Raw genomic sequence first — 25551 nt, 5'->3', positions numbered from 1 at the left:
TCAGCCATGAAAAAAGCCCCGCCGATTGGCGGGGCTTTTTCGATCAGGCGCTCTTGTCCGCGACCCGATTCTCCTCGGCGCGCGCCCGGCGCGGCCAGGCGTAGAGCAGCGACTTCATCAGGGTCGCCAGCGGGATGGCGAAGAACACCCCCCAGAAGCCCCAGATGCCGCCGAAGAACAACACCGCGAGGATGATCGCCACCGGATGCAGATTGACCGCCTCCGAGAACAGCAGCGGCACCAGCACGTTGCCATCCAGCGCCTGGATGATGCCGTAGGCGATCATCACGTACATGAAGGTGTCGCCCAGCCCGTAATGGAAACCGGCGACGGCGGCGACCGGCAAGGTCGCCCCTGCCGCGCCGATGTAGGGAATCAGCACCGAGAAGCCGACCACGATCGCCAGCAGCGCCGAATACGGCAGCCCGAAGGCGACGAAGGTGACGTAGCTGACGCCGCCGACGATGACGATCTCGATCACCTTGCCGCGCACGAAGTTGGCGATCTGGTCATCCATCTCGTTCCAGACCCGGCTCATCAGCAGGCGCTTGCGCGGCAGCAGCGCCAGCGTGAAGTCCACCAGCCGCTCGCGGTCCTTGAGCATGAAGAACACCAGGATCGGCACCAGCACCAGATAGATCACCACACCCATCAGGTTGCCCAGCGACGCCAGCGACAGCGATACCGCGCGCTGCCCGAACTGGGTCAGCTCACGTCCGGCGGCACCGACCCACTGCTGGACCTGCTCCGGCGTGATCAGGCCGGGGAAGCGCTCCTGCAACTCGCCCAGCCAGCGCTGCCCGGAGGCGAACATGCCGGGAATCTCCTGGATCAGATTGGCCAGCTGATGCCAGACCAGCGGCAGCAGAATCAGCGCACTGGCCAGCATGATGCCCATGAACACCAGCGTCATCAGGCTGACCGCCGCCAGGCGCGGCAGACCGCGGCGCTCCATCCAGCTCACGCCGCTCTGCAGCAGGAAGGCGACGATCAGGGCGGTGAAGAATGGCGCCAGCATGCTGCCGAGCAGAATGACGGCGGCGAACACCAGCACCAGCACCAGAAACAGCACCACCGCTTCTTCGTCGGAGAAATAGCGCTCGATCCAGCCACGCAACAACGTCTTCATGGTCATGACGGATCTTCCTCGCACAGCGCCTTGATCACGAAGCGATAATCGCCCTCTGGCGTCTCTTCACGCGAGACCAGCGCGTGATCGCTCAGCGCCAGATAGGCAGGGATGTCGCCCCAGGCGCCAGCGTCACTGGCGAGGACCTCGAGTTGCTCGCCGGCACTCATGCCAGCCAGTTTGAGCTTGGTGCGCAGCAGCGGCAACGGACAGTGCAGGCCGCGCGCATCCAGCGTCTGCAGGTGGGTATCGGCCGTGGAGTCAGCCATCGGATTCGCAGTCTCAGCGCCAGGTCGTTCGAATGCCATCTGCCCTTCCGTTCTCGTTATGATGTTCTGCCGCACACCATGGAGGGTGCAGCTTGAAAACGCCCCGATTTAAGGGCACCTTGCCTGACAAAGCAACTTTCCGCCCTGCGCGGCTGCGTCTTGCCCGGACTCGCGCAGGGCCGTCAACGCCAGTGCGGCGCCCGGCAATCCTGCGAGCCGACCGCACCTTGCGCCATATCGAAGAGGATTGCCTGCATGTCGTTGCTGCCCCCCTTGAGCGGACGCGTCCGCATCGGACGCCGCGGGCTTGCCACCCTGTCGAGCGCCCTGCTCGGCCTGTTGCTGATGGGCGCGCCGGTCGCCAGTGCGCCGGCCGCATCCCACAACGACTATGGACTGCCGGACCTGGGGAGTGCGAGTGGCGGCATCTCCAGCAACGATGAATATCGTATCGGTCGCGCCTGGCTACGTCAGTTCCGCGCCCATGTGCGTGAATGGGATGATCCCATCACTCTGGACTGGATCGGTAGCATCGTGCGTCAACTGGCGCCGTGGAGCGAGCTGGATGAGCGCAATTTCATCATCACGCTGGTCGCCAGCAGCCAGCTGAATGCCTTCGCGGTGCCCGGCGGCGTGGTCGGCGTCAATACGGGCCTGTTCGCCTTCGCGCCGGACCGCGACGCCTTCGCCTCGGTACTCGCCCACGAACTGGGCCACCTCTCCCAGCATCACTTCGCGCGCAACATGGAGCGACAGGCCGAGACACGCCTGCCGACGCTGGCCGGCTTCCTCGCCGGCATGGTGATCGCGGCGGGTGGGGGCGGTTCAGCGGGCATCGCGACCATGGCCGGCACCCAGGCCGCCGCCATTTCCGATCAGCTGGCCTATTCTCGCCGCTTCGAGCAGGAGGCCGACCGCGTCGGCATCGATGCGCTGTCACGCGCCGGCTTCGACCCCGAGGCCATGCCGCGCATGTTCCGCGCCATGCAACGCATGGCCAGCCTGCAGGGCGGCAATGCACCGGAATTTCTGCTCACGCACCCGGTGACCGAGGCGCGCATCGGCGACACCCAGGCCCGTGCCGACGCCATGCAGAAGGTGACTCCCGACCCGCTCGCGCAGCTCGCCTACGCGATGATCCGTGCCCGCGCCTTGCTGGCGCTCAATCTGCGCCAGCCCGAGCAGGGGCTGACGACACTGCGCGAAGACAACCCCGACCCCGACGCGATTGCCTACTATCAGGCGCTGGCCGCGGCGGAGCACAACCAGGTCGACAAGGCGCTGGCCGCGCTGGATCGCCTGCATGACAAGCATCCTGACCTGACCCTGATCAGCGCCAGTGGGGTCGAGGTCGCGCGGGATGCCCGGCGTTATGAGGAGGCGACACGGCGTGCCAGACGCCTGCTGCGCCTGCAACCCGACTACCTGCCGACCCGACTGGCCATGGCGGAAGTCGCGCTGCAACAGGACCCCGCCGCCGCGCGCCAGCAGCTGGAGGACATGCGCCGCGATCATCCCGATGACCCCAAGGTCTGGAGCCTGGCCTCCGAAGCCAGTGGGCGCAGCGGCCACACCACCGAGGCCTTCCTGTATCGCGCCGAATTCGACCAGCTGGAGGGCCGCATGGACAAGGCCTTCGCTCAGCTCAAGCTGGCCGACGAGGCCGCGCGCAAGAACGGCGACTTCAGCATGGCCAACCGTATCAGTTCGCGCCGGGAGGACTTCAAGCGCTATCGCAACGCCATCGAGGAGTTCTGAGGCACGCTCCCTCTCGCAGCACCAGGCCAACAAAAACCGCCGCCCCGGGGAATCGGGAGCGGCGGTTCTGGTTCATGCAGACATCAATTGGTGGCGATCAGCGTCAGCGCTCAGCCGCGATTGAATTCCAGCATCCGCGTCAACGGCTTCAGGGCGCGCTCACGCAGGTCATCATCGACGAAGACTTCCTCGGCATTGGCTTCCGACGGATCGCGACGCAGCACGGCGGCCAGATTCTCCAGGCCGTTCATCGCCATCCACGGGCAGTGCGCACAGCTCTTGCAGGTCGCGCCATTGCCGGCGGTCGGCGCCTCGTACAGCTGCTTGTGCGGCGCGGCCTGCTGCATCTTGAAGAAGATGCCACGATCGGTCGCGACGATCAGCTGCTGATTGTCGAGCTCGACGGCGGCCTTGATCAGCTGCGAGGTGGAACCGACCACATCGGCCAGCTCGACCACCGACTGCGGTGATTCCGGGTGCACCAGCACCGCGGCGTCCGGATAGACCTTGAGCAGGTCACTGATGCCCTGGGCACGGAACTCGTCGTGGACGATACAGGCGCCGTCCCACAGCAGCATGTCGGCACCGGTCTGCTTCTGCACGTAAGCGCCCAGATGCTTGTCCGGCGCCCAGATCAGCTTCTCGCCCCGGGCGTGCAGGTGCTCGATGACATCGACGGCGATCGAGGAGGTCACCACCCAGTCGGCACGCGCCTTCACGGCCGCCGAGGTATTGGCGTACACCACCACGGTGCGGTCGGGATGAGCATCACAGAAGGCCGCGAACTCGTCTTCCGGGCAGCCGAGGTCCAGCGAGCAGGTCGCCTCCAGCGTCGGCATCAGCACGCGCTTCTCCGGCGACAGGATCTTGGAGGTCTCGCCCATGAAGCGCACGCCGGCGACGATCAGTGTCGAGGCGTCATGGCGGGCACCGAAACGTGCCATCTCGAGCGAGTCGGCGACGCAGCCGCCGGTTTCCTCGGCCAGCTGCTGGATGGCGTCGTCACAGTAGTAATGCGCGACCAGTGCGGCATCACGCTCGATGAGCAGCTGCTTGATCTCGTCGATCAGCGCGGCATCCTCGGCGGCGGGGCGTGTCGGGCAGTAAGCGCGGGCCAGATGCTCGCGCACCTGCTCACGGACGGCATTGTGGGCCTCACGACCCGGCATGGCATTAGTCAGGCTGTTCATGTGTCTCTCACCTAGCCCACAGGGGCTCCCCCTGTGCTGAGTGGGTCAGGACTCGGCCCGGACACGAACGGCCCGTGGCGGCCCTGCCAGCGCTGCAGCTGGGCTCCCCAGACTGCGGCGTGTGCCTTGGGCGTCTATCGCCCGCAGCGTCGTCCGCACTGGGCGGACATGAGCCTTGGCTCGCCCACAAGGATACGCCTGGCGCGATCGCGGCTCCAGTCGACTTGGGGGCAACGGACTCTTTCCTTTCGCGTAACAAAAATTGCCCCGCGCCAATGAAGGCACGGGGCAAGATCTGGTGGGTCGTGAGGGATTCGAACCTTCGACCAATTGGTTAAAAGCCAACTGCTCTACCACTGAGCTAACGACCCAAAACTGGGTGGCGGATGGTGGGTCGTGAGGGATTCGAACCTTCGACCAATTGGTTAAAAGCCAACTGCTCTACCACTGAGCTAACGACCCGCCGCCGGGTGCTTTGCAAGAGACCATTCCAGAGAATGGTGGGTCGTGAGGGATTCGAACCTTCGACCAATTGGTTAAAAGCCAACTGCTCTACCACTGAGCTAACGACCCTTGCGAAGCGGGACGTAAGATACCGCCGATCCCGTTTCGACGCAAGCCTTTTGCAAAAAAACTTCAAGCAAATGACCAGCTTGTCCGCTGGCACCTCGCGAAACGCCCGCGCCAGCGCCTGCGCCAGAGCCCGGTCCAGCCCCTGTGCCAGATACACGCAAGCCCGCGATGGGCGCGGGCTTGCGGGTTACCACTTAGGTCGCACGAGCTCGTGGCATGTCCACGAGCTTATGCCATGTCAGTGAATGACGGCGCATCGCCGCCCTCACCGACTGCGCCATCAGCGCGGCTTGCGCGTACGCTGCGGCGGCTTCTTCATGGCGCGCACCGGACGACGCTTCTGCTTGTCGCGGCTCCAGCGATTCTGCTCGTCCGGCGTCAGGGCCGGCGCCTTGCGATGCTCGAGACCTGCCAGCGTGGACAGTTCATCGATCTCGCTCTGCTCCATCTCCACCCACTCACCGGCGCGAGCGCGCTTGTCGAGGAAGATGTTGCCGTAGCGCACGCGCTTCAGGCGGCTGACGGTCAGCCCCTGGGAGTCCCACAGACGGCGAACCTCACGGTTGCGTCCTTCCATGATCACGACGTGGAACCAGCTGTTGATACCTTCGCCACCGAATTCCTGCACATCGGTGAAACGTGCCGGGCCATCTTCGAGCATCACGCCATTGACCATGTTGACGACGTGCTCGCGCTTGACCTCACCCATGACACGCACGGCGTACTCACGCTCGATCTGGGTCGACGGGTGCATCAGACGGTTGGCCAGCTCACCATCGGTGGTGAACAGCAACAGACCGCTGGTATTGATGTCGAGACGACCGATCGCGATCCAGCGCTCGCCCTTCAGGCGCGGCAGACGCTCGAAGACGGTGCGGCGACCTTCCGGGTCCTTGCGCGTGCACAGCTCGCCTTCCGGCTTGTTGTACATGATGACGCGACGCGCCGTCTCTTCCGCGCCCTTCAGGCTCTGCGGGCGATCATCGAGGCTGACCTGGTCACGCGGGCCGACGCGATCGCCCAGCTGGGCGACCTTGCCGTTGACCTTGACGCGACCGGCACTGATGGCGACTTCCATCTCACGGCGGGAGCCGAGACCGGAGCGCGCCAGCACCTTCTGCAGTTTCTCGTCCTCGACCAGCTTGTCGCCCTTGGCCTGCGGCGGCAGCGGACGCAGTTCCGGCGCGTCGGCGGCGGCCGGCTTCTTGCCGACATTGGCCTTGCTGCCGCGCGTGGACTTGCCGGTATCACGGGTCGGGCGAGCCTGCTCGCCACGCTTGTCGGCAGAATCAGCCGCGCTTTTGTCCGCGAAGGCCTTGCCGGTCACGGCCTTGCCACCGGCGTGCTTGCCGCCAGCCTGCTTGTTGCCTGCCTGGCTGCTGCCGGGGCGAGAGGTCTTGCGCTTATCAGAGTCTGTCTTGCTCATGACATGAACCATTTCATCTATAGGAGTTTCGCCTACGCAGGGTCGTCATCATCGACGGTCCCGGCAGCGGAGGAGTCGTGCGGCTGCGCATCGGCAGCGTCGTCATCCTCGTCTGCACCGCGCAAACGTTGGCTGAGGCGCGCTTCGAGTGTGGCGAAGTCGAACCCCGAGCCGGTGGACGCCATCCCGGCGTGGTCATTTTCCGCCTGTGAGGCGGAGGGTGCTGCTGTGTTCGGTGTGTCAGCCGAGGCACCGGAGATGTCGAGTGCGCGCATCTTCAGCGCCTCTTCCAGCTGCTCGGCGGTGACGTCCGGCGGTTGCCAGTCGTCGGGCACCGGGGTGCCAGTGTCGGTCTCAAGACCTGTCTCAAGACCTGATTCAAGCCCTGTCTCAGCGCCTGACTCAGTCTTTTCCCCAGTCTTTTCCCCAGTCTCTGCGTCAGGTGCTGACTCAGGCGTTGTGTCATGCTCTGGATCAGCCCCCGCATCAGCGCCGTCTGTCGGTGCCTCCTCCGCCTCGCCGTCCGGGTCGTCCGGCAGCGGCAAGGTCTGAGAGGGCGGCACATCATACAGGTCTGCCTCGAGCTGTTCGAGTCCCTCGAAGCCTTTCAGTTCATGCACCGGCGGCAGCTCTTCCAGCGTCTTGAGCCCGAAGTCATCGAGGAACTGACGCGTGGTGGCGAATACCGCCGGGCGCCCCGGCACATCACGGTGACCGACCACTCTCACCCAGCCGCGCTCGACCAGGGTACGCATGATCGAGGAGCTGACCGTCACGCCACGCACCTGCTCGATATCGCCGCGGGTCACCGGTTGACGATAGGCCACCAGCGCCAGGGTCTCCAGCAAGGCGCGCGAATAACGTTGCGGACGCTCTTCCCACAGCCGCGATACCCAGGGGGAATACTGCTGGCGAACGCGCAGCCGCCAGCCACTGGCGGTCTCGATCAGCTCCAACGCGCTCTTGTCGGCCGGGTGACGCGCTTCCAGCTTGCCCAACGCCTCGCGCAGCGCGGGCCTGGTCGGGCTTGAATATTCATCGAACAGGCCGGCCAGGCGCTCAAGCGTCAGCGGCTCGCCGGCGGCCAGCAGGGCCGCTTCGATGATCTGGTCCAGCGGGACATCGCGCAAACTCATGACGCCGCGTTCTCCTGCTCGTCGGATGGGGGTAAGGAAGGTGACGTCTGCGCATCATCGGACGCTGCGTCATCGTACGCTGCGTCATCGAACGCCCCCTGATCGGCCGCCACCTCGTCTTCGTCGGCGAATTCCAGCGCCAGCCAGTCCTCGTCATCCTCTGGGTCCGGTTCCGGCGTGCGGGCGCGCACGTGAATCGGTGACAGCGGCGCATTCTGGACGATCTCGATCATCGACTCCTTGGCCAGCTCCAGAATCGCCATGAAACTGACCACTACCCCGGCACGCCCTTCCTCGAGCGTGAACAGCTTCTCGAAGGGCGTGAAGTGCTCATGGGTCAACAGATTCATGATCGCCAGCATGCGCTCGCGGGTCGACATCACCTCACGCGAGATGGTGTGCGCCTGGACGAGGTCCGCCTGACGCAGGAGGCCGGACAACGCGCCGAGCAATTCCGACAGATCGACATCAGGATGCACCACGCGTGTCTCGAGCTCGGGCAGGTCTGCCGTGGCCACGAACCAGTCGCGGCCCTGACGCGGCATCTCATCCAGCCCTTCGGCGGCCAGCTTGGTCTGCTCGTATTCCTGCAGGCGGCGAATCAGCTCGGCGCGCGGGTCCTCTTCCTCGTCGTCATCACTCGCCTTGGGCTGACGCGGCAGCAGGCTGCGCGACTTGATCTCCGCCAGCATCGCGGCCATCAGCAGGTATTCACCAGCCAGATCGATCTGCATGGCGTGCATCAGCTCGACATACTCGATGTACTGATGGGTGATGGCCGCGACATTGATGGCGAGGATATCGAGGTTCTGGCGACGGATGAGGTAGAGCAGCAGATCCAGCGGCCCCTCGAAGGTCTCGAGAAAGACACGCAGCGCCTCCGGCGGGATGTACAGGTCCTGCGGCATCTCGGTGAGCGCGGTGTCGTTGACGCGCGCCAGCACCGTCGACGCCGCCGTCGGGGGCGTGACGAGAGGTGCGGGCTGATGCCCATCGGTGAGGGCAAAACTGGCGCCATCGAGCAGGTCGCTCATGACATCTCCTGCAGGAGGCGGGTGAAGGTGGGTCTGGGGGACGGGCATTCTAGCGGCTCGCGCCCCATCCCCCAAGTCTTTACGCCGCCGGTGATACGCCGGGTCCGCGCTCGGCGCCGCCCGCGTCTAGCGATAGGTCAGGCCGATCACGCGCCGCAGCTCATCCAGGGTGTCACGCACGGTGTCGCGGGCCCGCTCGGCCCCTTCTGTCATCATGGTGCGCACCTTGCCATGCTCCCCTTCCAGCGCCTCGGCACGCTCGCGAATCGGCGTCAGCGCCGCGTCGACATGCTCGATCAGACAGCCCTTGCAGTCCAGGCAGCCGATGCTGGCATCACGGCAGCCCTCCTCCGCCCACTGGCGGTCCGAGGCGGGCGTGAAGCTTTCATGCAACGTCCACAGCGGGCAGCGCTGCGGGTCGCCGGGGTCCTTGCGGCGCACGCGCGCAGGGTCGGTGGGCATCTCGCGCACGCAGGCCGCGATATCGTCGCGCCCGCTGCGCAGGAAGATGGCGTCTTCCCGTGCGGCCTTGTGTGTCTTGAGCTCCATGCCCAGCAGCGGCTCGACCTCGCCCTGCCAGTGTTCCGGCTCGCCGAGGATGCGCCGCCCGCCACCTTCCAGATAGCCGAGCAGCCGCTCCTGCTGGTTGCGGTTGAGCTTGCTGGTCTCGGCCAGCAGGCCACGTGCGCGCTCGAAGGCCTCGAGGTCGCCCTCTTCCTGATAATCGCTCAACCATTCGCGATACAGGCGACCGCTCTTCTTGCCCAGGCGCGCGATGGCGCGTTCGGCCTGCTCCTCGAAGCCGGCATCGCGGCCATAGCGATGATTGAAGCGCCGGGCGACCTCACGGGTGAACTCGATATGCGCACGCTGCTCGGGGCCGGCGGGCACCACCTGCCCCCGCAGCGCCAGAATGTCGGCCGCCTGCATCAGGGGCGCACCGAGCATGGCCAGACTGGCACCCTGCTGCTCACCGAGCCCGGCGACCATCTCGCGGTAGCTGGGCAGACGCTCCAGCCAGGCCTTGGGCGTGACGCTGGCCAGGATCATGTGCACGTCGGTCAGCTCCGGCACCCACGACTGGATGAACAGGGTAGCGACCTTGGGATTGACCCCACAGGCGAGACAGTCGATCACCATCGCCCAGCTGTATTGCTCGATCTCGTGAGGCGCGTGACCGCTGACCGCCAGCGCGTTCCAGTCGGCGACCAGAAAATAGGCATCGTGATGGTATTGCAGCTCGGTCCAGCGCCGGATCACTGATTGATAGTGTCCGAGTTGCAGGTGTCCGGTGGGGCGTAAGCCGGACACCAGCCTGGCCGAGGTATCGGTGGCACTCACCTTGTGAGTTCTCCCTGAGGCGTATGAAGCCGCCAGTCTAGCAACCCGAGGCCCCGATCAGCATCCCCGCGACGTCGTGTCCCTGACAACATGCGCCACGCGACCGGATCACGCAGCGGCCAGCGCGCCGGTCAGCCGGCGGCGATACCGGTGCGATAGCGCCCGGCGTAGTCGAACAGCTTGTCGCGGATCTGCCAGTAACGCCCGCTCTTGCGCCCGATGACGAAGTCCGGCGCCTTGAGACGCTCCTCGCCCGCCAGCACCTCGGCGATGTCCTTCGGTGCCCAGTCACTGCCCGGCGCGCGCAGATGACGCGCGAGGAAGCTCAAGCGGAAGGCGTGACGCTGGGCGGGGGTCTCGAGGGCGAACCACTCGGACAGATCGGTGCCATCCTCGTCGTAATAGGTCACCTTCAAGCGTGGCAGACCGCGCCCGTTGCGCGCCTCCTCCAGCTGCCAGCCGCTGACGCGTAGCACCCGTGCGTCACGCAGCTTGAGCGCATCGCGCAGCTTGTCATCCGGGTCGACCAGCCGTGCCTGACAGGCGTGACAATGGCGGGCGGCGATATCATTGGCCTCGCCACACTGCGGGCAGGCCTTGGCGCGATAGCGAAAGTCGCACTGTACCAGCGGCCTGCCCTCGCCCTCCGGCGACTCGACCAGCCCCTGGCAGCGGCGCCCGAAGTGCTCGACCACCAGCTCACCATCCTTGCGTCCCCAGAACAGATTGGCATTGCCGCATACCGGGCACTCGACCTGCACGATCTCGGTGTCGCCGGCCGGCTTCGGCGTCGCCACCTCCGGCGCGTAGAGGTCCCAGGGATTGCCGGCGTAGTCGAGAATCAGACAGTCCGTCTTGCCGGGGCTCAGACGCAGGCCGCGCCCGACGATCTGCTGATAGAGACTGACGGATTCCGTGGGCCGCAGGATGGCGATCAGGTCGACATGCGGCGCATCGAAGCCGGTGGTGAGCACCGCCACATTGACCAGATACTTGAGCTGCTGGGCCTTGAAGGCATTGATCAGCCGCTCGCGCTCCTCGCCGGGGGTCTCGCCGGTGATCAGCGCCGCCTCGCCGTCAGGCAGGAGTGCGGTGACTTCCTCGGCATGCTCGACGGTGGAACAGAACACCATCACACCGCGCCGCTCGCGTGCCTGGGCGACGATATCCAGCACGATGCCCGGCGTCGCGCGCGAGCCCTGCACCACCTCGTTGAGCTCCGCCTCCTGGAAGCTGCCGCCGATACCGGGTGCCAGCTGCGAGAAGTCATAGCGCGCCACCGCGACATCGACGCGCCGCGGCTCACTCAGAAAGCCTTGCCGCACCATCAGGCGCAGCGGCTGCTCGAAGACGCAATCACGGAAGAAGCAGTCATCATCCCCGCGCACCATGCCGTGATAGTGACGATGGAAGATGAAGCCCTGACCGAGACGATACGGCGTCGCCGTCAGTCCCAGCACCTTGAGGCGCGGATTGTGCTCGCGCAGATGATTGATGACCTTGCGATAGCTGGCGTCCTTCTCCAGCGAGACCCGGTGACACTCATCGATCACCAGCAGCGTGAAGGGCGCCGCCTGTGCATCAGCCGCCTGTTCCTCAGGCGTGAAGGCATCGAGGTTGCGCACCACTGACTGCACCGAGCCGAACACCACCTGACGCGAGGCCTGCTTGCGCTTGAGGCCGGCACTGAAGATGTCGGCGTCCTTGCCATAGGATTCGTACTTGGCGTGGTTCTGCTCGACCAGCTCGCGCACATGCGCCAGCACCAGCACACGGCCACGCGCGATACGCGCAAGCTCCGCGATCACCAATGACTTGCCGCTGCCGGTGGGCAGCACGATCACCGCCGCCTCATCACTGCGGCGAAAATGCTCGACGGTACGCCGCACGGCCTCCTGCTGATACGGACGCAGCTCAAACATGCAGCGCCGTCCAGCAAGACACATGAGTGGGAGCACAGCCGGCAGGCAGGCCCAGGGACGTGAGGGCTGACAGGGGCGTGAGGGCTGAGAGGAAAATTGACATCAAGAGGCCGCCGAATCGCAGGAAGGGACAATGCCCCCATTATCCGCATCAGCGACTGCAGCGGCAAAGTGGGTGTGGATAACCTGAGCCCGCCAACCTTGGCCCGTAAGTCTTGGCCCGTCTGGATCAGAAGCGCGGCGCGCGTCCCTCGAGCTTGGCCTTGATGCACTCGGTCTGCTCCGCGCGCCCCAGCAGCGAGGACTGCAGCTCTGCCTCAAGCGCCAGCGCCTCGGCTTCCGGCGCAGCGAGGGCCTCGTCATAGAGACGCGTGATGGCGCGGATGGCGCTGGGAGAGCGCCCGGCAATCTGGCGCGCCAGGGCCAACGCCTCCTCCTGCGGGCTGGAGATGATGCGCGTGACCAGGCCGGCTTCCTGAGCCTCCCCGGCCTCGACCTTGCGCCCGCTCCACGTCAGCTCGTGCAGCCAGTCCGGTCGTACGCCACGCGCAGTGACACTGATGCCCATGTCCGGAATGATGCCCCAGTCGATCTCGAGTACCGCCAGGCGCGCATCAGGATCACACAGCCGGATGTCCGCCCCCAGCGCGATCTGCAGGCCGCCCCCGAAGACATTGCCATGCAAAGCGGCGATGACCGGCACCCCGACATCTCGCCAGCCCAGCGCCAGCTGCTGCACGGTATTGCGCTGCGGCGCACAGCCATTGGCCCCCGCGACCAGCAACTGCGGCACGCGGGCGGCGTCGCCCATGATGGCGGCGATATCCAGCCCCGCACAGAAACTGGGCCCCTCGCCGGACAGCACGATGGCGCGCAGGCCTGATTCCCGGGCGCGGGCATGCAACTCCTGCTGTACCGCCAGCAGGGCATCGATCATCTTCCAGTCGATGCCGTTGTGCTTGTCAGGGCGATTGAGGCGCACGTCGGCGACATGCTCACTGATCGAGAGGGTCACATAACGTTCAGGCGTGAGGTGGGTAGCGTCAGACATGGCGGTCTCCCTGCGACGGATAACGAGCAAGCACGCGCTCGAACGATTTCACGACAGTGCCGAGCGATGGCACTCATCCAGTGATAAACCCAAAAGGCGCAGGCAACCACACTGCGTTCGTCGAGCTGCCCACGGGCATGACTCGCTACGTCTCAGTGTGACTGCCTGCGCCCGGTTGTTGAACGGTCGTTTGGTCGCAGAGGTGACGATTGTCTACTCGCGCTTGGCGCCCGAGACCTCTGACAGCGATCGCGGCTGGAAGCTCTCGGCCTGGGCCATCGCCCAGACACGACGATAGAAGGGATAGTCATCCCCTTGCGTCAGCAGTGCGCCCTTGGTCAGGAAGGGATGCAGGTGCGAGAACAGCTTGACCTCATTCTCGGAGACACGATGCACCAGGTGGTCCGGGGTGATCTGCCAGGGCGTGTGCAGGCCCGCCGCCGACAGGATCTCGGCCAGCGCATGCAGGGTGTTGTGGTGGAAGTGACGCACCTGATCGGCCTTGTCTTCCACGACCAGCGATTTCTGGCGCAGATCATCCTGGGTGGCGATGCCTGTCGGGCACTTGTTGGTGTGACAGCTCAGTGACTGGATGCAGCCCAGCGCGAACATGTAACCGCGTGCGGCATTGACCCAGTCCGCGCCCAGTGCCATCACGCAGGCGATATCGAAGGCACTGATGATCTTGCCGCTGACACCGATGCGCACCTCATCACGCAGCCCTGCGCCCACCAGCGAGTTGTGGACAAACTGCAGCCCTTCACGCAGCGGGGTGCCGAGGTGGTCGGTGAATTCGGTCGGCGCGGCGCCGGTGCCGCCCTCACTGCCATCGACGACGATGAAATCGGGCACGATCCCGGTCTCGAGCATCGCCTTGACGATGGCCATGAACTCCCACGGCTGACCGAGGCACAGCTTGAAGCCCACCGGCTTGCCACCCGACAGCTCGCGCAGGCGCTGGATGAAACTCAACAGCTCAAGCGGTGTGGAGAACTCACCGTGGTTGGACGGCGAGATGCAATCCTTGCCCATCGGAATTCCGCGCGTCTCGGCGATCTCCTCGCTGATCTTGCTGGCCGGCAAGACGCCCCCATGGCCGGGTTTGGCGCCCTGACTGAGCTTGATCTCGATCATCTTGACCTGCTCGCTGGCCGCCTGACGGGCAAACTTCTCGCCATCGAAGCGCCCTTCCTCGTCGCGGCAGCCGAAGTAGCCACTGCCCAGCTCCCAGATCAGATCGCCCCCGAATTCGCGGTGATAGGGACTGATGCTGCCTTCGCCGGTGTCATGGGCGAAGTTGCCCAGCCTGGCGCCCTTGTTCAGGGCGCGGATGGCGTTGGCGCTCAAGGAGCCGAAGCTCATCGCCGAGATATTGAACAGCGAGGCATTGTAGGGATGCGAGCACTGGGAGTTGCCGACGTTGAGACGAAAGCCCTTGGGGTCCGGCACGCTCGAGGTCTGCATGGAGTGACCGATGAACTCATAGCTGTCGGAATAGACATCGAGCAAGGTGCCGAACGGCTGGGAGGAATTGTGCTGACGGCCACGCGCATAGACCAGCTCGCGCTGCTTATGGGAAAACGGCAGCTGATCGGTGTCCGACTCGAACAGGTACTGACGCATTTCCGGACGCAGCGCCTTGAACAGGTAGCGCATGTTGCCGATCACCGGATAGTTGCGACGCACGGCGTAATCCGGCTGCTGCATGTCGTAGATGCCGACGGCGACCAGAAAGGCCATCAGCAGCGTCAGCGGCCATATCCAGGGCGTCAGCTCCGACAGCCCCAGGCAGACCAGCAAGCCGAGGACACAGAGCCCGAAGACGGAGTAGCGAGGTAACAGCGACCATTTCAGTTTCATCAAAGCTTCCTTTGCCAGCGAACAGCAATGTCAGGGCTGTCGTTGTGGGAGGGTCAGGGGATGCGGTCTGGGGTTGTGATCAAGATTTGCGACCACGGGCTGCGTCCAGTGCGGCGGCCACGGAACACGCCATGCCTGTCAGGCAGGCAGGCATCATCATCGATAGCGATGGCGATGGCGATGGCGACATCACGATGACGCCAGCCTGCCGTATGCCGGGCCGACTGTCCTGCTCAACGGTGGAACCCGCTGTTGAGCCAGTCGCACCACGATGCTTTCGGCATGCCTGTAAACAAGAAGACGCCCTCGTGGCGTGAACCACGAAGGCGTCTCCCGTTACTGCATTTCGCCACTGGTGGCGTGCGCCAGCCTCATCGACCGAGGAGGCCGAGTCGCTGGCGCGTCACGTCGCTCAGTCAACCCAGCGACGGGCATTGCGGAACATGCGCAACCAGGCGCCATCCTGCTGCCAGTCGTCCGGACGCCAGGAGTTGGTGACGGCACGCGCCACGCGCTCCGGGTGCGGCATCATGATGGTCACGCGACCATCATCGGTGGTCAGACCGGTGATACCGGACGGCGAGCCGTTCGGGTTGGCCGGATAGCGCGTGGTGGTCTGGCCGTAGTTGTCGACGTAACGCAGCGCGACCTGGCCGCTGCTCTGCATCTTGCGCAGGTGAGCGCTGTCGCGGAACTCGGCACGCCCTTCGCCATGCGCGATGGCGATCGGCAGGCGCGAGCCTTCCATGCCATCGAGGAACAGCGAGGCGCTCTTCTCGACTTCGACCATCGCGACACGGGCCTCGAACTGCTCGGACTCGTTGCGCACGAAGCGCGGCCAAGCCTCGGCACCCGGAATCAGCTCCTTGAGCTGGGAGAGCATCTGGCAACCGTTGCAGACGCCCAGCGCGAAGCTGTCGTCACGGTTGAAGAAACGCTCGAACTGTTCACGCGCACGCGCATTGAACAGCACCGACTTGGCCCAGCCACCGCCGGCGCCCAGCACGTCACCGTAGGAGAAGCCGCCACAGGCGACCAGCCCCCGCATGGTGTCCAGATCGACACGCCCTTCGAGAATGTCGCTCATGTGGACATCGACGGCCTCGAAGCCGGCGCGGTCGAAGCTTGCCGCCATCTCGAGCTGACCATTGACGCCCTGCTCGCGCAGGATCGCCATGCGCGGACGTGCACCGGTGTTCAGGTACGGCGCCGCGATATCCTCATTGACGTCGAAGGTGGCCTGGGCGGTCAGGCCCGGGTCACGCACGTCGTTGATGGACTCGAATTCGCTCTTGGCGCAATCGGCGTTGTCACGCGCGGCCTGCATGCGATAGCTGGTCTCGGCCCACAGGCGCTCGGCGCTGGCGCGGGTGGTGGAGAGCAGGTTCTGGCCCAGCAGCGTGATGTTGATCTGCTCATCGGCACGCGGCGTGGCGATCACGCCACTGTGCTCGAGGCCCACGGCCTTGAGCTCGGCGAGGATGGACTCGGTATGTTCGCGACGCACCTGCACCACGGCACCCAGTTCTTCGGCGAACAGCGCGCCGGTGGCCTGACCCGGCTCGGCGGCGGTCCAGTCGAGAGAGATGTCGAGACCGACACGTCCCGCGAAGGACATTTCCATCAAGGTGGTCAACAGACCACCGTCGCTGCGGTCGTGATAGGCCAGCAGCTTGCCTTCGACGTTGAAGCGCTGGATGGCCTCGAAGAAGTGCTTGAGGTCTTCGGGCTTGGCAAGATCCGGCGCTTCGTTGCCGACCTGACCATAGACCTGCGCCAGCGCGGAGCCACCGAGGCGGTGGGCACCATGGCCGAGATCGATCAGGATCAGGTCCGTTTCCACGGCCTCGCCATTCAGCGTGCGACGCAGCTGCGGCGTGAGGGTACGCATGGCATCGGTGACCGGCGCGAAGCCTGTCATCACCAGCGACAACGGCGCGGTGATCGACTTGTCTTCGCCGCTCTCGTCCTGCCAGGCGGTACGCATGGACATGGAGTCCTTGCCGACCGGAATGGTCAGGTCCAATGCCGGGCACAGTTCCATGCCGACGGCGTGGACGGCCTCGTAGAGCGCCTGATTCTCACCGGTGTGATCGGCAGCGCTCATCCAGTTGGCGGACAGCTTGATGTCAGACAGCTTGGCGATCGGCGCGGCGGCCAGGTTGGTGATCACCTCGGCCACGGCCAGACGCGCGGACGCCGCCGGCGAGATCAGCGCGACCGGCGTACGCTCGCCCATCGCCATCGCTTCACCGACATGGCTGTCGAGGGAACTGGTAGTGACGGCGCAATCAGCCACCGGCACCTGCCACGGACCGACCATCTGGTCGCGCGCGACCATACCGGTGATCGAGCGGTCACCGATGGTGATCAGGAATTTCTTGGAGGCGACGGTGGGCAGCTGCAGCACACGGGTCATCGCTTCGCGCGGGTCGAGGTTGTCGAGACCCAGCGCCGGCAGCTCCAGCGTCTGGCGCTCGAAGCTGCGTGACATCTTGGGCGGCTTGCCGAACAGCACGTCCATCGGCAGATCGACCGGACGCGTATCGAAGTGACCATCCTTGACGATCAGCTCGTGCTCCTCGAGGGCTTCACCGACCACGGCGTACAGGCAACGCTCACGCTCGCACAGGGCTTCGAAGGTGGCCAGATTCTCCGGCGCCACCGCCAGCACGTAGCGTTCCTGGGATTCGTTGCACCAGATTTCCAGCGGGCTCATGCCGGATTCGGCGCTCGGCACGGCGCGCAGATCGAACAGGCCACCGCGACCGCCATCCTTGACCAGCTCCGGCAGTGCGTTGGACAGACCGCCCGCGCCGACGTCGTGGATGAAGCAGATCGGGTTCTTGTCATCCAGTGCCCAGCAGCGATCGATGACTTCCTGCACGCGACGCTCCATCTCGGCGTTGTCACGCTGCACGGAGGCGAAATCGAGGTCTTCGCTGGAGCTGCCGGAGGCCATGGAAGAGGCAGCACCGCCGCCCAGACCGATCAGCATCGCCGGGCCGCCCATCACGATCAGCTTGGCGCCGACCGGAATATCGCCCTTCTCGACGTGCTGGCTGCGGATGTTGCCGTAACCGCCGGCGAGCATGATCGGCTTGTGATAGCCACGACGCTCGATGCCGCCGGCACCGAAGGCATCCTGCTCGTAGGTACGGAAGTAGCCGTTGAGGTTGGGACGGCCGAATTCGTTGTTGAACGCAGCGCCACCGATCGGGCCTTCGAGCATGATGTCGTAGGCGGTCTTGATGCGCTCCGGCTTGCCGTAGTCGTGCTCCCAGGGCTGTTCGAAGCCCGGGATACGCAGGTTGGAGACGCTGAAGCCGGTCAGACCCGCTTTCGGCTTGGAGCCGACACCGGTCGCGCCTTCATCACGGATCTCGCCACCGGCACCGGTCGCGGCGCCCGGATAGGGAGCTATGGCGGTCGGGTGGTTGTGGGTCTCGACCTTCATCAGGATGTTGATCGGTTCCTGATGGTAGGTATAGATGTGGCCTTCGCCTGCCGGGAAGTAACGCCCGGCAGTCGGGCCTTCCATGACGGCGGCGTTGTCACTGTAGGCGGACAGCACGCCATCCGGATGATGCTGGTAGGTGTTCTTGATCATCTTGAACAGCGAGTGCGACTGCGCTTCGCCGTCGATGCTCCAGTCCGCATTGAAGATCTTGTGGCGGCAATGCTCGGAGTTCGCCTGAGCGAACATCATCAGTTCGATGTCGGCAGGATTGCGGCCCAGAGTCTTGAAGGACTCGACCAGATAATCGATCTCGTCATCGGCCAGCGCCAGACCCAGGCTACCGTTGGCCTTGGCCAGAGCTTCGCGGCCACCGCCGAGGATGTCGACATGGGCAAGCTTGGCAGGTGCCTGATGCTGGAACAGACGTGCCGCGTCCTGAGTACGGGTCAATACCGTCTCGGTCATGCGGTCGTGCAGTCGGGAGGACAGCGTGGCGAAGAGCTCTTCGCTCAGGGGCGCGTCCAGCTTGATGCGGTAGGCGATGCCACGCTCGAGGCGGCGGACTTGCGGCAGGCCGCAGTTGGCGGCGATATCCGTGGCCTTGGAAGACCAGGGAGACAGCGTGCCGAGACGGGGGATGACGAGGAAGAGATGTCCTTCCGGAGCGCTCTCGTCACGACTGGGGCCGTAGTCCAGCAGGCGCTCCAGTGTTGTCCGATCGGAACTGCTCAGTTCACCATCGACCTCGGCCAGATGAAGGTACTCGGCATGAAGAGATTCCACCTCCGGCACCAGCTCGCGTAATGCAGCCAGTAGACGGGTGTGACGGAAGGCGGAAAGGGCAGGCGCGCCTCGCAGTTCGAGCATGGTCAGGGAAAGCCTCTGAAGCAGCGTGAACGGACAACCGCCAAACGGCGGCAGCAAGCGCATATCATACGTGAAAGGCGAGCCTTAACGAAGCCCGCAGGCGACATGCGTTGGATGACAGTGTGTTGAGCTGCCGGTATGGTGGAAGCCCTGCCGTGAATGATGCTGACGCATGCTCAAGACTTCGCCCTCTTCTCTCATTCCGCCCGTGCGACAGCTGCTGCGCCACGCGCGGCGTTTCCTCGTCGCGGCGCTGGCCCTCGCCTTGCTGATACTGCCCGAGCGCACCCTCATCGAGATGCCCACGCGGCTGGACGATGTCCGCGCGCGCGACTTCATTCAGGTCGCCACGCGCAATACCCCCACGACCTTCTATCGTGGCCGTCAGGGGCCTACCGGTTTCGAATACGAGCTGGCACGGGACTTCGCCGATTATCTTGGCGTGAGTCTGTCGATGGATTCCGAGCACAATATCGAGAGCCTGACCCAGAGCGTGCTCAATGATCAGGCCGATCTTGCGGCCGCGACCCTGCCGCTGGATCTCTCCGAACAGGAGCTGCGCTTCTCGCGCCCCATCCTCGAATTGCAGGCGATGGTGGTCTATCGGCGCGGCATGCACCCGCCCAAGGAATTGAAGGATCTGGTCGGCAAGCGCATCGGCGTCATCAAGGGCGCCGGCACCAGCCTGGTACTGCGCGAAGTCCAGCAGGACATCCCCGAGCTCAGCTGGAAGGAAACCGGCGAGCTTGAGGTGGCGGACCTGCTGCAACGCATCGAGGAAGACAAGCTGGATGCGGCGGTCGTCTATGCCCATCAATTCAAGCTCAATCGCCTGTTCTTCCCCAATGTGGAGAACGGCTTCGACGTGGGCGATCCCCTGACCCTGGCCTGGGCCTTCCCCGCACATGGCGACATCTCATTGCTGACCGCCGCCAATGATTTTCTCGAGACACGCCGCCAGGATGGCACCCTGAGCAAGCTGGTCGAGCGCTATTTCGGCCACGATGATTACCTGGAATACGTCGGTGCTCGTACCTTCATCCGTCAGGCACGCGAGCGCTTGCCGACCTATATCGATGACTTCAAACAAGCGGCTCGCGATACGGCTCTCGATTGGAAACTGCTTGCGGCCACCGGTTATCAGGAGTCGCATTGGAAACCACGTGCGACCTCCCCTACCGGGGTGCGCGGACTGATGATGCTGACAAATGCCACTGCTCGGGAAATGAATGTCAGCGACCGTTTGGACCCCGTTCAAAGCATAGATGGTGGAGCGCGCTATCTTGTTAGCATCAAGGGTCGGCTTCCGGAGGGAATCAAGGAACCCGACCGCACCTGGATGACTCTCGCAGCCTACAACGTCGGCCTCGGTCACCTGTTGGATGCACGGCGTATCGTGCGAATGAAGAATGGCAATCCGGACAAATGGAAGGATGTTCGTGAAGCCCTGCCATTGCTGCAGAATCGTGAGTGGTATCAGAAGGTCCGCTACGGTTACGCGCGAGGGGGAGAGCCCGTCATCTATGTACGCAACATTCGTAGATACTATGAAATACTGAATTATGTTTACCGTAGCCAGCAGCAGTTCTATCAGCTGGATGAGCGTCCGATTACCGACGACGAAGGCGACAGCAATCCCTTCGATACAGTGCCTCCGATTCTCTGAGGATGGAGTTCGGGCAGTCAGCACTCAGATGCTTCAAGCGCACTCATTTTCACCACGCATCAAGGGCCTCTAAGGACAGGGAATGACACGCAGACTCGTCTTGATGTCGCTAAGCCTGATCGCGTTCGGCATCGCCTTGCTGGGGCTCTGGCCGTCTGCCGGCAATGAAGCCAATGCGCTGCTGCTGATGATGCTGACCCTGCAAGCCGCCGGCCAGGCTGCCTGGCACTGGCGCAATACCTTCCTCAGTCAGCTGTTCCTCGGCACGTCATTGATCCTCAACATCCTGCTGGTCTGTACCTTCCTGCTACCGGAGAGCTGGGTGGGGGTGGACCACTGGGGAGACCTGCTGATCAATCTGCCGGGCGACTGGCATATCGCCAATATCCGGCCACCCATTTTGATCCTGTTCACCTGTTTTGGCCTCACGACCTGCGCCCTGCTGCGCATGCGACTGGGGTTCGGCTCTGCCATCCAGCTGACGCAAGTCACGCTGTTGCTGCTGTTTGCCATGACGACAGACGCCAGTCTTTCCGTCGCCAGCATGGTACTGGCAGGTCCGGAGCGCATCACGCTGACCAGTTTTGTCAGTCTGCTGTTGATCGCACAATGGATCGATGTGCAGCCGGCACTCATACATATGTGGCGCCGTACTGTCGTGCCATTGGTCATCTCCTCCACAATCACCCTGATATGCCTGCTCGCCTGGCAACAGCAGAGCCAGGATGAAAACAATCGCATCAATCAGGCGACCTACGTATTGGGCGACAAGATCGCCACGGAGCTGTCTCGCGAGATCAACGATCAGCTCAATGCGATGCGTCGCTTCGCGGGCTTCTGGAGTCTGATGGGGCAGACACCGTCACGCGGAGAGTGGCAACGCCTGGCGCGAAGCTATTACAAGGATTTCAATTACTTCCAGAACATTGCCTTCATCGACCCGGACAGCGTGATAACGCACGTCTTCCCTGACAAGGGGGGCAACCATGATGTGCTGGGCATACGGCTGCTGGATGCTCAGCCAGACACGCCGCTGCGCAACCCGCTGGAACTCGGCATCGAGGGCCATACCGGTATCATCGATCTGATTCAGGGCGGCAAGGGCATGGTGTCCTACCTGCCGGTGCGCGACCCACGCGATGGCTCTATCCTGGGGGCGATCGCCATGGTAGTTGACCTGGCACCTCTGCTCGACAGAGCCATGGATTCGGCACGCAATGAGTCATTTGCGGTCACCCTGTCAGAGCGTGGCAACATCTATATCCATGTCGGCCCCGAAAGCCGTCTGGCGCCCTGGGGGCACCGCATCCCCATCGAGCTGCCCGCCACCGACCTGACACTGGGCCTGCAACCAACACAGCAGTTCCTCGCTGCCACACGCGGCCGCTTGCCAGAGGTGACATTGCTGACGGGAATACTGTTGGCTTACCTGCTCTTTCTCGTGATCTACATGTATCGCCGCGTCTCGCAGGAGCATGGCATCGTCAAGAATGCCAATGATGCACTTCGCGAAGAGATGGTGCGCCGGGAGCGACTTCAGAACGAGATCCAGTGGCTTGCGCGTCACGACGAGCTGACTCAGCTGCCCAATCGTCGTTATTTCCTTGAACAGGTGCAGAGCTTCAGCGGCAAGATGCCCCTGACGGTCATGATTCTGGACATCGACTTCTTCAAGACGATCAACGACAAATTGGGGCATCTGGAGGGAGACCGCTACCTGCAGAAGATTGCCTCCGTCTCACGGGCACCCGTCGAGGCTGCCGGCGGCATACTAGCGCGTTTCGGCGGCGAGGAGTTCGTGGTGTGCATTCCGGAATGCCCACGCGCGGTAGGGCGCACTCTGGCGGAAGAGTTGCGGCGTGCCGTGCAGGCCGCAGGATTGCCGCAGCCCGCCACGGACAGCGTCGTCACGGTATCCGTGGGCATGGCATGCGTAGCGCGCGCTCCGTTGCGGCTGGATGCGCTCCTTCAGGCAGCGGATGAGGCGCTGTATCGCGCCAAGTCTAGTGGTCGTAATCAGGTCCAGGTCGCCGCTTGACGGTCCATGCTGAAGCCAACACGATGGCAACACGGAGAGATCTGAGCGGAAGGTTCAGCGCGGAAGCTCACCGCGCCGCTCAGCGAAGAAGGACTTGAGCAAGCGCTTGGCCTGTGCGGCCAACAGCCCCCCTTCCACCTCGACGTGATGGTTGTGCCAGGGCTGTGCAAACAGATTGGCACGCGATTCCACCATGCCGGTCTTCGGCTCTGCCGCCCCGTAGACGACCCGCTTCACCCGCGCGTGGATCAAGGCACCACTGCACATCATGCAGGGCTCCAGCGTCACATACAGCGTGCAATCGTCGAGACGATAGTTGCCGAGTCGGGCCGCCGCCGCGCGCAAGGCCTGCACCTCGGCATGTGCCGTCGGGTCCGGGGTGCTGACCGGCGCATTGTAGCCAGTGCCGATGATGTCGCCCTGAGGATCCACCACCACCGCGCCGACAGGCACCTCGCCAGCCTCGAATGCCAGCCGCGCCTGGTCCAGCGCGCGGTGCATATAGTAATGATCCCCACGTGGCCCACTCCGGGCCTGCGGCGCTATCGCCAACTCGTCACTCACCGTTGTTCTCCGGTATCCTGAAGCCATTGTTTCGCTCACCATGATAACGGCTTGGCGCTCGCGCTTCCTCCTGCATTGCCACCCCGCGCGGTCTGGCACTGCTCCGAGCGCCTGCCTCTCAGCACAAGGATAGATTCATGACCCAAACAGCTACTGCGCCTCTTGAGGCTCTGGTCACCCTGCTGGGTCTTGAGACCCTGGAAGAGAACCTGTTCAGAGGGCACAGTCAGGACCTCGGCTTCCCTCAGCTGTTTGGCGGACAGGTACTCGGACAAGCGTTGTCCGCAGCGACACGCACGGTACCGGTCGAACGCCAGGTCCACTCTCTGCATGGCTACTTCCTGCGCCCGGGCGATGCCCACAAGCCTGTCATCTATCAGGTTGATGGCGTGCGTGATGGCGGCAGTTTCACGACCCGCCGCATCAGTGCCATCCAGAGTGGCAAGACCATCTTCTTCTGCAGCGCCTCCTTCCATGGCAAGGAGGCGGGATTCGAGCATCAGCTCGCCATGCCCGATATAGAATCCCCAGAGCAATTGATCGAACAGGGGGCACGTATCGAGCGCTACGAAGGCCATCCCATCGAGTTCCTGCGCCTGAAGGCGCCGATCACGGCGAGTGATGATGACGCCTGCCCCCCACCACGCCAGCGGCTATGGTTCCGACTGGCAGGCGAGCTGCCGGAAGATGATGCCCTGCATCGCTACCTCCTGACTTACAGCTCCGACTTCAATCTGCTGGCGACAGGCCTCGGCGGACATGGTGTGCGGTTCGGTTCGCCCGAACTGCAAATGGCGAGCCTGGATCACTCGCTATGGTTCCACCGCGATGTACGCGTCAATGATTGGATTCTCTACGAGATGGATAGCCCGTGGGCGGGAGGCGCACGCAGCTTCGCTCGCGGCAGTCTCTACAACCGGCACGGCGAGCTGGTGGCATCCAGCGCCCAGGAAGGCCTGACACGCCTGCGTAAACGTCCCTGAACAACAATGCCCCTCTTGAGACATTCTCAAGAGGGGCATTGTCATTTTTGGCTGCGTCTATCTACAACCTACAGCACTAAGAGTAGCGCACTGCGACTCACTATTATCACGTCATTACGGGAGTCACTTCAGTGCTGTCCTGACGCGCGTGCAGTTTTCATCCCGATAGCGCTGCTTGTAGTCATTCCGCTGGGACTGCCAACTTCGCATCTGGCCCGACGACCCGCCGCCGCGGCGCCTATCAGTATAATATTCGATCTTGTCCTTGATGAACTGACAGCGCTCTATCTTCCTCTCTCGCTCCCCGGCAGATGCCATTCCTGATGACATCACCCCCATCAAAAGGGCCATCATCCCTGCCACTAGAAGTCTTGATAACGAATATGAAAAGCCCCTCGACATGTCGCCTCCTTGCGCCTGTTCATGGGTAGCTTCAATGAGTGATATTCAATGACAGCGCAGACACCGAGCAGGTGCAGCAACAGCAAAGATATCTCCCGATAAAGATATCTCGCAACAGCGTGGAATGCCTGTCGATCAAGTACACTCAATGGAGAGCCAGCACGTTTTCCCAGTGATACTGATCCATATACAAAGATGCCTCTATCATTATCGCGATAGAGGCATCTTTGTATCATATAGCTCATATAGCTATGTCTTGGGCTGTACGCATTTACCCCGGCATGGCTTTTCTATTGCGCCAATTTTTTCCTGAGCACAAAGAGAACCGCCCTTGCAGCAAGGCTACAAGGGCGGTTCGGGATAAGTACCTGACGAGGATCGGGGCGGCCATCCGCTACTCTCACATGAAGAAACTCTACACTACCAAATGAATATCAATATGATGGGCCCACCGCCAAGAGCTCCATACCAGGCGCTTCAAGCCGCATAAAAACACACCCCCACAGTAAAAGCTCCAAGGGAGGTTCTTGGCAAAACCAGGGATAAATAACAAGCACACATCATTTTTCGTCAATGACAGAACCATCACAGCACGATGATGAGCCAAAGACTTTCTTCTTGCACAGCCAGGGAAAGCTTATCTCTCTCCCACAGCTATTTCGCATCCAGGACTTCCTGCGCAAATTGTTCCTGAGCACAACTTTTTCTCACCACAAAGAGAACCGCCCCTGCAGCAAGGCTACAGGGGCGGTTCGGTATAAGTGCCTGACGATGACCTACTCTCACATGGAGAAACTCCACACTACCATCGGCGCTAAGCGGTTTCACTTCCGAGTTCGGCATGGGATCGGGTGGTTCACGCTCGCTATGGTCGTCAGGCGA

The 25551-nt window shown here is 63.3% G+C and carries 16 protein-coding genes, 3 tRNA genes and 1 rRNA gene; 4 read left to right on the top strand and 16 right to left on the bottom strand.

Annotation, left to right across the window (positions count from 1 at the left end):
* Positions 1-43 precede the first annotated feature (43 nt).
* On the bottom strand, positions 44-1135 hold the full coding sequence (locus ACJJV2_RS01885) for an AI-2E family transporter (protein WP_043336373.1): 1092 nt from the start codon (positions 1133-1135) through the stop codon (positions 44-46).
* Positions 1132-1398 (bottom strand): sulfurtransferase TusA family protein, encoded by a 267-nt coding sequence (locus tag ACJJV2_RS01880; protein WP_043336423.1) that lies wholly within the window; start codon positions 1396-1398, stop codon positions 1132-1134. Before ACJJV2_RS01880 ends, ACJJV2_RS01885 begins: the two co-directional genes overlap by 4 nt.
* A 255-nt stretch (positions 1399-1653) precedes the next feature.
* Here ACJJV2_RS01880 and ACJJV2_RS01875 point away from each other — a divergent pair, with 255 nt between their 5' ends.
* Positions 1654-3156: a M48 family metalloprotease gene (locus tag ACJJV2_RS01875; protein WP_405277925.1), complete on the top strand. Its 1503-nt coding sequence runs from the start codon at positions 1654-1656 to the stop codon at positions 3154-3156.
* A 110-nt stretch (positions 3157-3266) separates the two neighbouring features.
* On the opposite strand, the gene nadA is transcribed toward ACJJV2_RS01875, so the two are convergent.
* From nadA to purL, 12 genes are all read right to left on the bottom strand, one after another.
* On the bottom strand, positions 3267-4346 hold the full coding sequence (nadA, locus tag ACJJV2_RS01870; protein ID WP_405277923.1) for a quinolinate synthase NadA: 1080 nt from the start codon (positions 4344-4346) through the stop codon (positions 3267-3269).
* Between the two features lie 296 nt (positions 4347-4642).
* Positions 4643-4717, bottom strand: a tRNA-Lys gene (locus tag ACJJV2_RS01865).
* Between the two features lie 16 nt (positions 4718-4733).
* Positions 4734-4808 (bottom strand) — tRNA-Lys (locus ACJJV2_RS01860).
* A 36-nt stretch (positions 4809-4844) separates the two neighbouring features.
* A tRNA-Lys gene (locus ACJJV2_RS01855) sits at positions 4845-4919 on the bottom strand.
* A gap of 280 nt (positions 4920-5199) precedes the next feature.
* Positions 5200-6060, bottom strand: coding sequence for a 23S rRNA pseudouridine(2605) synthase RluB (gene rluB, locus ACJJV2_RS01850; protein WP_043336411.1), 861 nt, complete (start codon positions 6058-6060; stop codon positions 5200-5202).
* 317 nt (positions 6061-6377) lie between these two features.
* The gene (gene scpB / locus ACJJV2_RS01845; RefSeq protein ID WP_405277921.1) at positions 6378-7481 is read right to left on the bottom strand and encodes an SMC-Scp complex subunit ScpB; all 1104 of its coding nucleotides are present in this window, start codon (positions 7479-7481) and stop codon (positions 6378-6380) included.
* Positions 7478-8515: a ScpA family protein gene (locus ACJJV2_RS01840; protein ID WP_084589624.1), complete on the bottom strand. Its 1038-nt coding sequence runs from the start codon at positions 8513-8515 to the stop codon at positions 7478-7480. The genes scpB and ACJJV2_RS01840 overlap by 4 nt, the downstream gene beginning before the upstream one ends.
* A 126-nt stretch (positions 8516-8641) precedes the next feature.
* Positions 8642-9856, bottom strand: a complete 1215-nt coding sequence (locus tag ACJJV2_RS01835) for a hypothetical protein (RefSeq protein WP_043336371.1) — start codon at positions 9854-9856, stop codon at positions 8642-8644.
* Positions 9857-9987: 131 nt separating this feature from the next.
* Positions 9988-11778 (bottom strand): DEAD/DEAH box helicase, encoded by a 1791-nt coding sequence (locus ACJJV2_RS01830; protein ID WP_405277918.1) that lies wholly within the window; start codon positions 11776-11778, stop codon positions 9988-9990.
* Between the two features lie 229 nt (positions 11779-12007).
* Positions 12008-12829 carry a crotonase/enoyl-CoA hydratase family protein gene (locus tag ACJJV2_RS01825; RefSeq protein ID WP_405277916.1) on the bottom strand — a complete coding sequence of 274 codons (822 nt, stop codon included), beginning with the start codon at positions 12827-12829 and terminating at the stop codon, positions 12008-12010.
* A 213-nt stretch (positions 12830-13042) separates the two neighbouring features.
* Positions 13043-14689 carry an FMN-binding glutamate synthase family protein gene (locus ACJJV2_RS01820; protein ID WP_199852285.1) on the bottom strand — a complete coding sequence of 549 codons (1647 nt, stop codon included), beginning with the start codon at positions 14687-14689 and terminating at the stop codon, positions 13043-13045.
* 412 nt (positions 14690-15101) lie between these two features.
* Entirely contained in the window at positions 15102-19016 is a 3915-nt protein-coding gene (gene purL / locus ACJJV2_RS01815) for a phosphoribosylformylglycinamidine synthase (RefSeq protein ID WP_405277914.1), read from the bottom strand.
* A 172-nt stretch (positions 19017-19188) separates the two neighbouring features.
* On the opposite strand from purL, the gene mltF reads away from it, so the two are divergent.
* Entirely contained in the window at positions 19189-20682 is a 1494-nt protein-coding gene (gene mltF, locus ACJJV2_RS01810; protein WP_405277912.1) for a membrane-bound lytic murein transglycosylase MltF, read from the top strand.
* A gap of 82 nt (positions 20683-20764) precedes the next feature.
* On the top strand, positions 20765-22720 hold the full coding sequence (locus ACJJV2_RS01805) for a GGDEF domain-containing protein (RefSeq protein WP_405277909.1): 1956 nt from the start codon (positions 20765-20767) through the stop codon (positions 22718-22720).
* A 54-nt stretch (positions 22721-22774) separates the two neighbouring features.
* Here ACJJV2_RS01805 and tadA read toward each other — a convergent pair whose 3' ends face one another.
* Positions 22775-23221, bottom strand: coding sequence for a tRNA adenosine(34) deaminase TadA (tadA, locus tag ACJJV2_RS01800; RefSeq protein ID WP_279836850.1), 447 nt, complete (start codon positions 23219-23221; stop codon positions 22775-22777).
* Between the two features lie 200 nt (positions 23222-23421).
* On the opposite strand from tadA, the gene ACJJV2_RS01795 reads away from it, so the two are divergent.
* Positions 23422-24267: an acyl-CoA thioesterase gene (locus ACJJV2_RS01795; RefSeq protein WP_405277907.1), complete on the top strand. Its 846-nt coding sequence runs from the start codon at positions 23422-23424 to the stop codon at positions 24265-24267.
* Positions 24268-25432: 1165 nt separating this feature from the next.
* Here ACJJV2_RS01795 and rrf read toward each other — a convergent pair.
* Positions 25433-25548 (bottom strand): 5S ribosomal RNA (gene rrf, locus ACJJV2_RS01790).
* Between the last annotated feature and the right edge of the window lie 3 nt (positions 25549-25551).

This window comes from Cobetia sp. Ld8 (assembly GCF_045066615.1).
GTDB lineage: Bacteria > Pseudomonadota > Gammaproteobacteria > Pseudomonadales > Halomonadaceae > Cobetia > Cobetia amphilecti.
This window is presented reverse-complemented; position numbering and strand designations above follow the sequence as displayed.

Bases quoted from the DNA above. Each gene is read 5' to 3' on its own strand.
- ACJJV2_RS01885 (WP_043336373.1), bottom strand. From the start codon at position 1,135: ATGACCATGAAGACGTTGTTGCGTGGCTGGATCGAGCGCTATTTCTCC.
- ACJJV2_RS01880 (WP_043336423.1), bottom strand. From the start codon at position 1,398: ATGGCTGACTCCACGGCCGATACCCACCTGCAGACGCTGGATGCGCGC.
- ACJJV2_RS01875 (WP_405277925.1), top strand. From the start codon at position 1,654: ATGTCGTTGCTGCCCCCCTTGAGCGGACGCGTCCGCATCGGACGCCGC.
- nadA (WP_405277923.1), bottom strand. From the start codon at position 4,346: ATGAACAGCCTGACTAATGCCATGCCGGGTCGTGAGGCCCACAATGCC.
- scpB (WP_405277921.1), bottom strand. From the start codon at position 7,481: ATGAGTTTGCGCGATGTCCCGCTGGACCAGATCATCGAAGCGGCCCTG.
- ACJJV2_RS01840 (WP_084589624.1), bottom strand. From the start codon at position 8,515: ATGAGCGACCTGCTCGATGGCGCCAGTTTTGCCCTCACCGATGGGCAT.
- ACJJV2_RS01830 (WP_405277918.1), bottom strand. From the start codon at position 11,778: ATGTTTGAGCTGCGTCCGTATCAGCAGGAGGCCGTGCGGCGTACCGTC.
- ACJJV2_RS01825 (WP_405277916.1), bottom strand. From the start codon at position 12,829: ATGTCTGACGCTACCCACCTCACGCCTGAACGTTATGTGACCCTCTCG.
- ACJJV2_RS01820 (WP_199852285.1), bottom strand. From the start codon at position 14,689: ATGAAACTGAAATGGTCGCTGTTACCTCGCTACTCCGTCTTCGGGCTC.
- purL (WP_405277914.1), bottom strand. From the start codon at position 19,016: ATGCTCGAACTGCGAGGCGCGCCTGCCCTTTCCGCCTTCCGTCACACC.
- mltF (WP_405277912.1), top strand. From the start codon at position 19,189: ATGCTCAAGACTTCGCCCTCTTCTCTCATTCCGCCCGTGCGACAGCTG.
- ACJJV2_RS01805 (WP_405277909.1), top strand. From the start codon at position 20,765: ATGACACGCAGACTCGTCTTGATGTCGCTAAGCCTGATCGCGTTCGGC.
- tadA (WP_279836850.1), bottom strand. From the start codon at position 23,221: ATGCACCGCGCGCTGGACCAGGCGCGGCTGGCATTCGAGGCTGGCGAG.
- ACJJV2_RS01795 (WP_405277907.1), top strand. From the start codon at position 23,422: ATGACCCAAACAGCTACTGCGCCTCTTGAGGCTCTGGTCACCCTGCTG.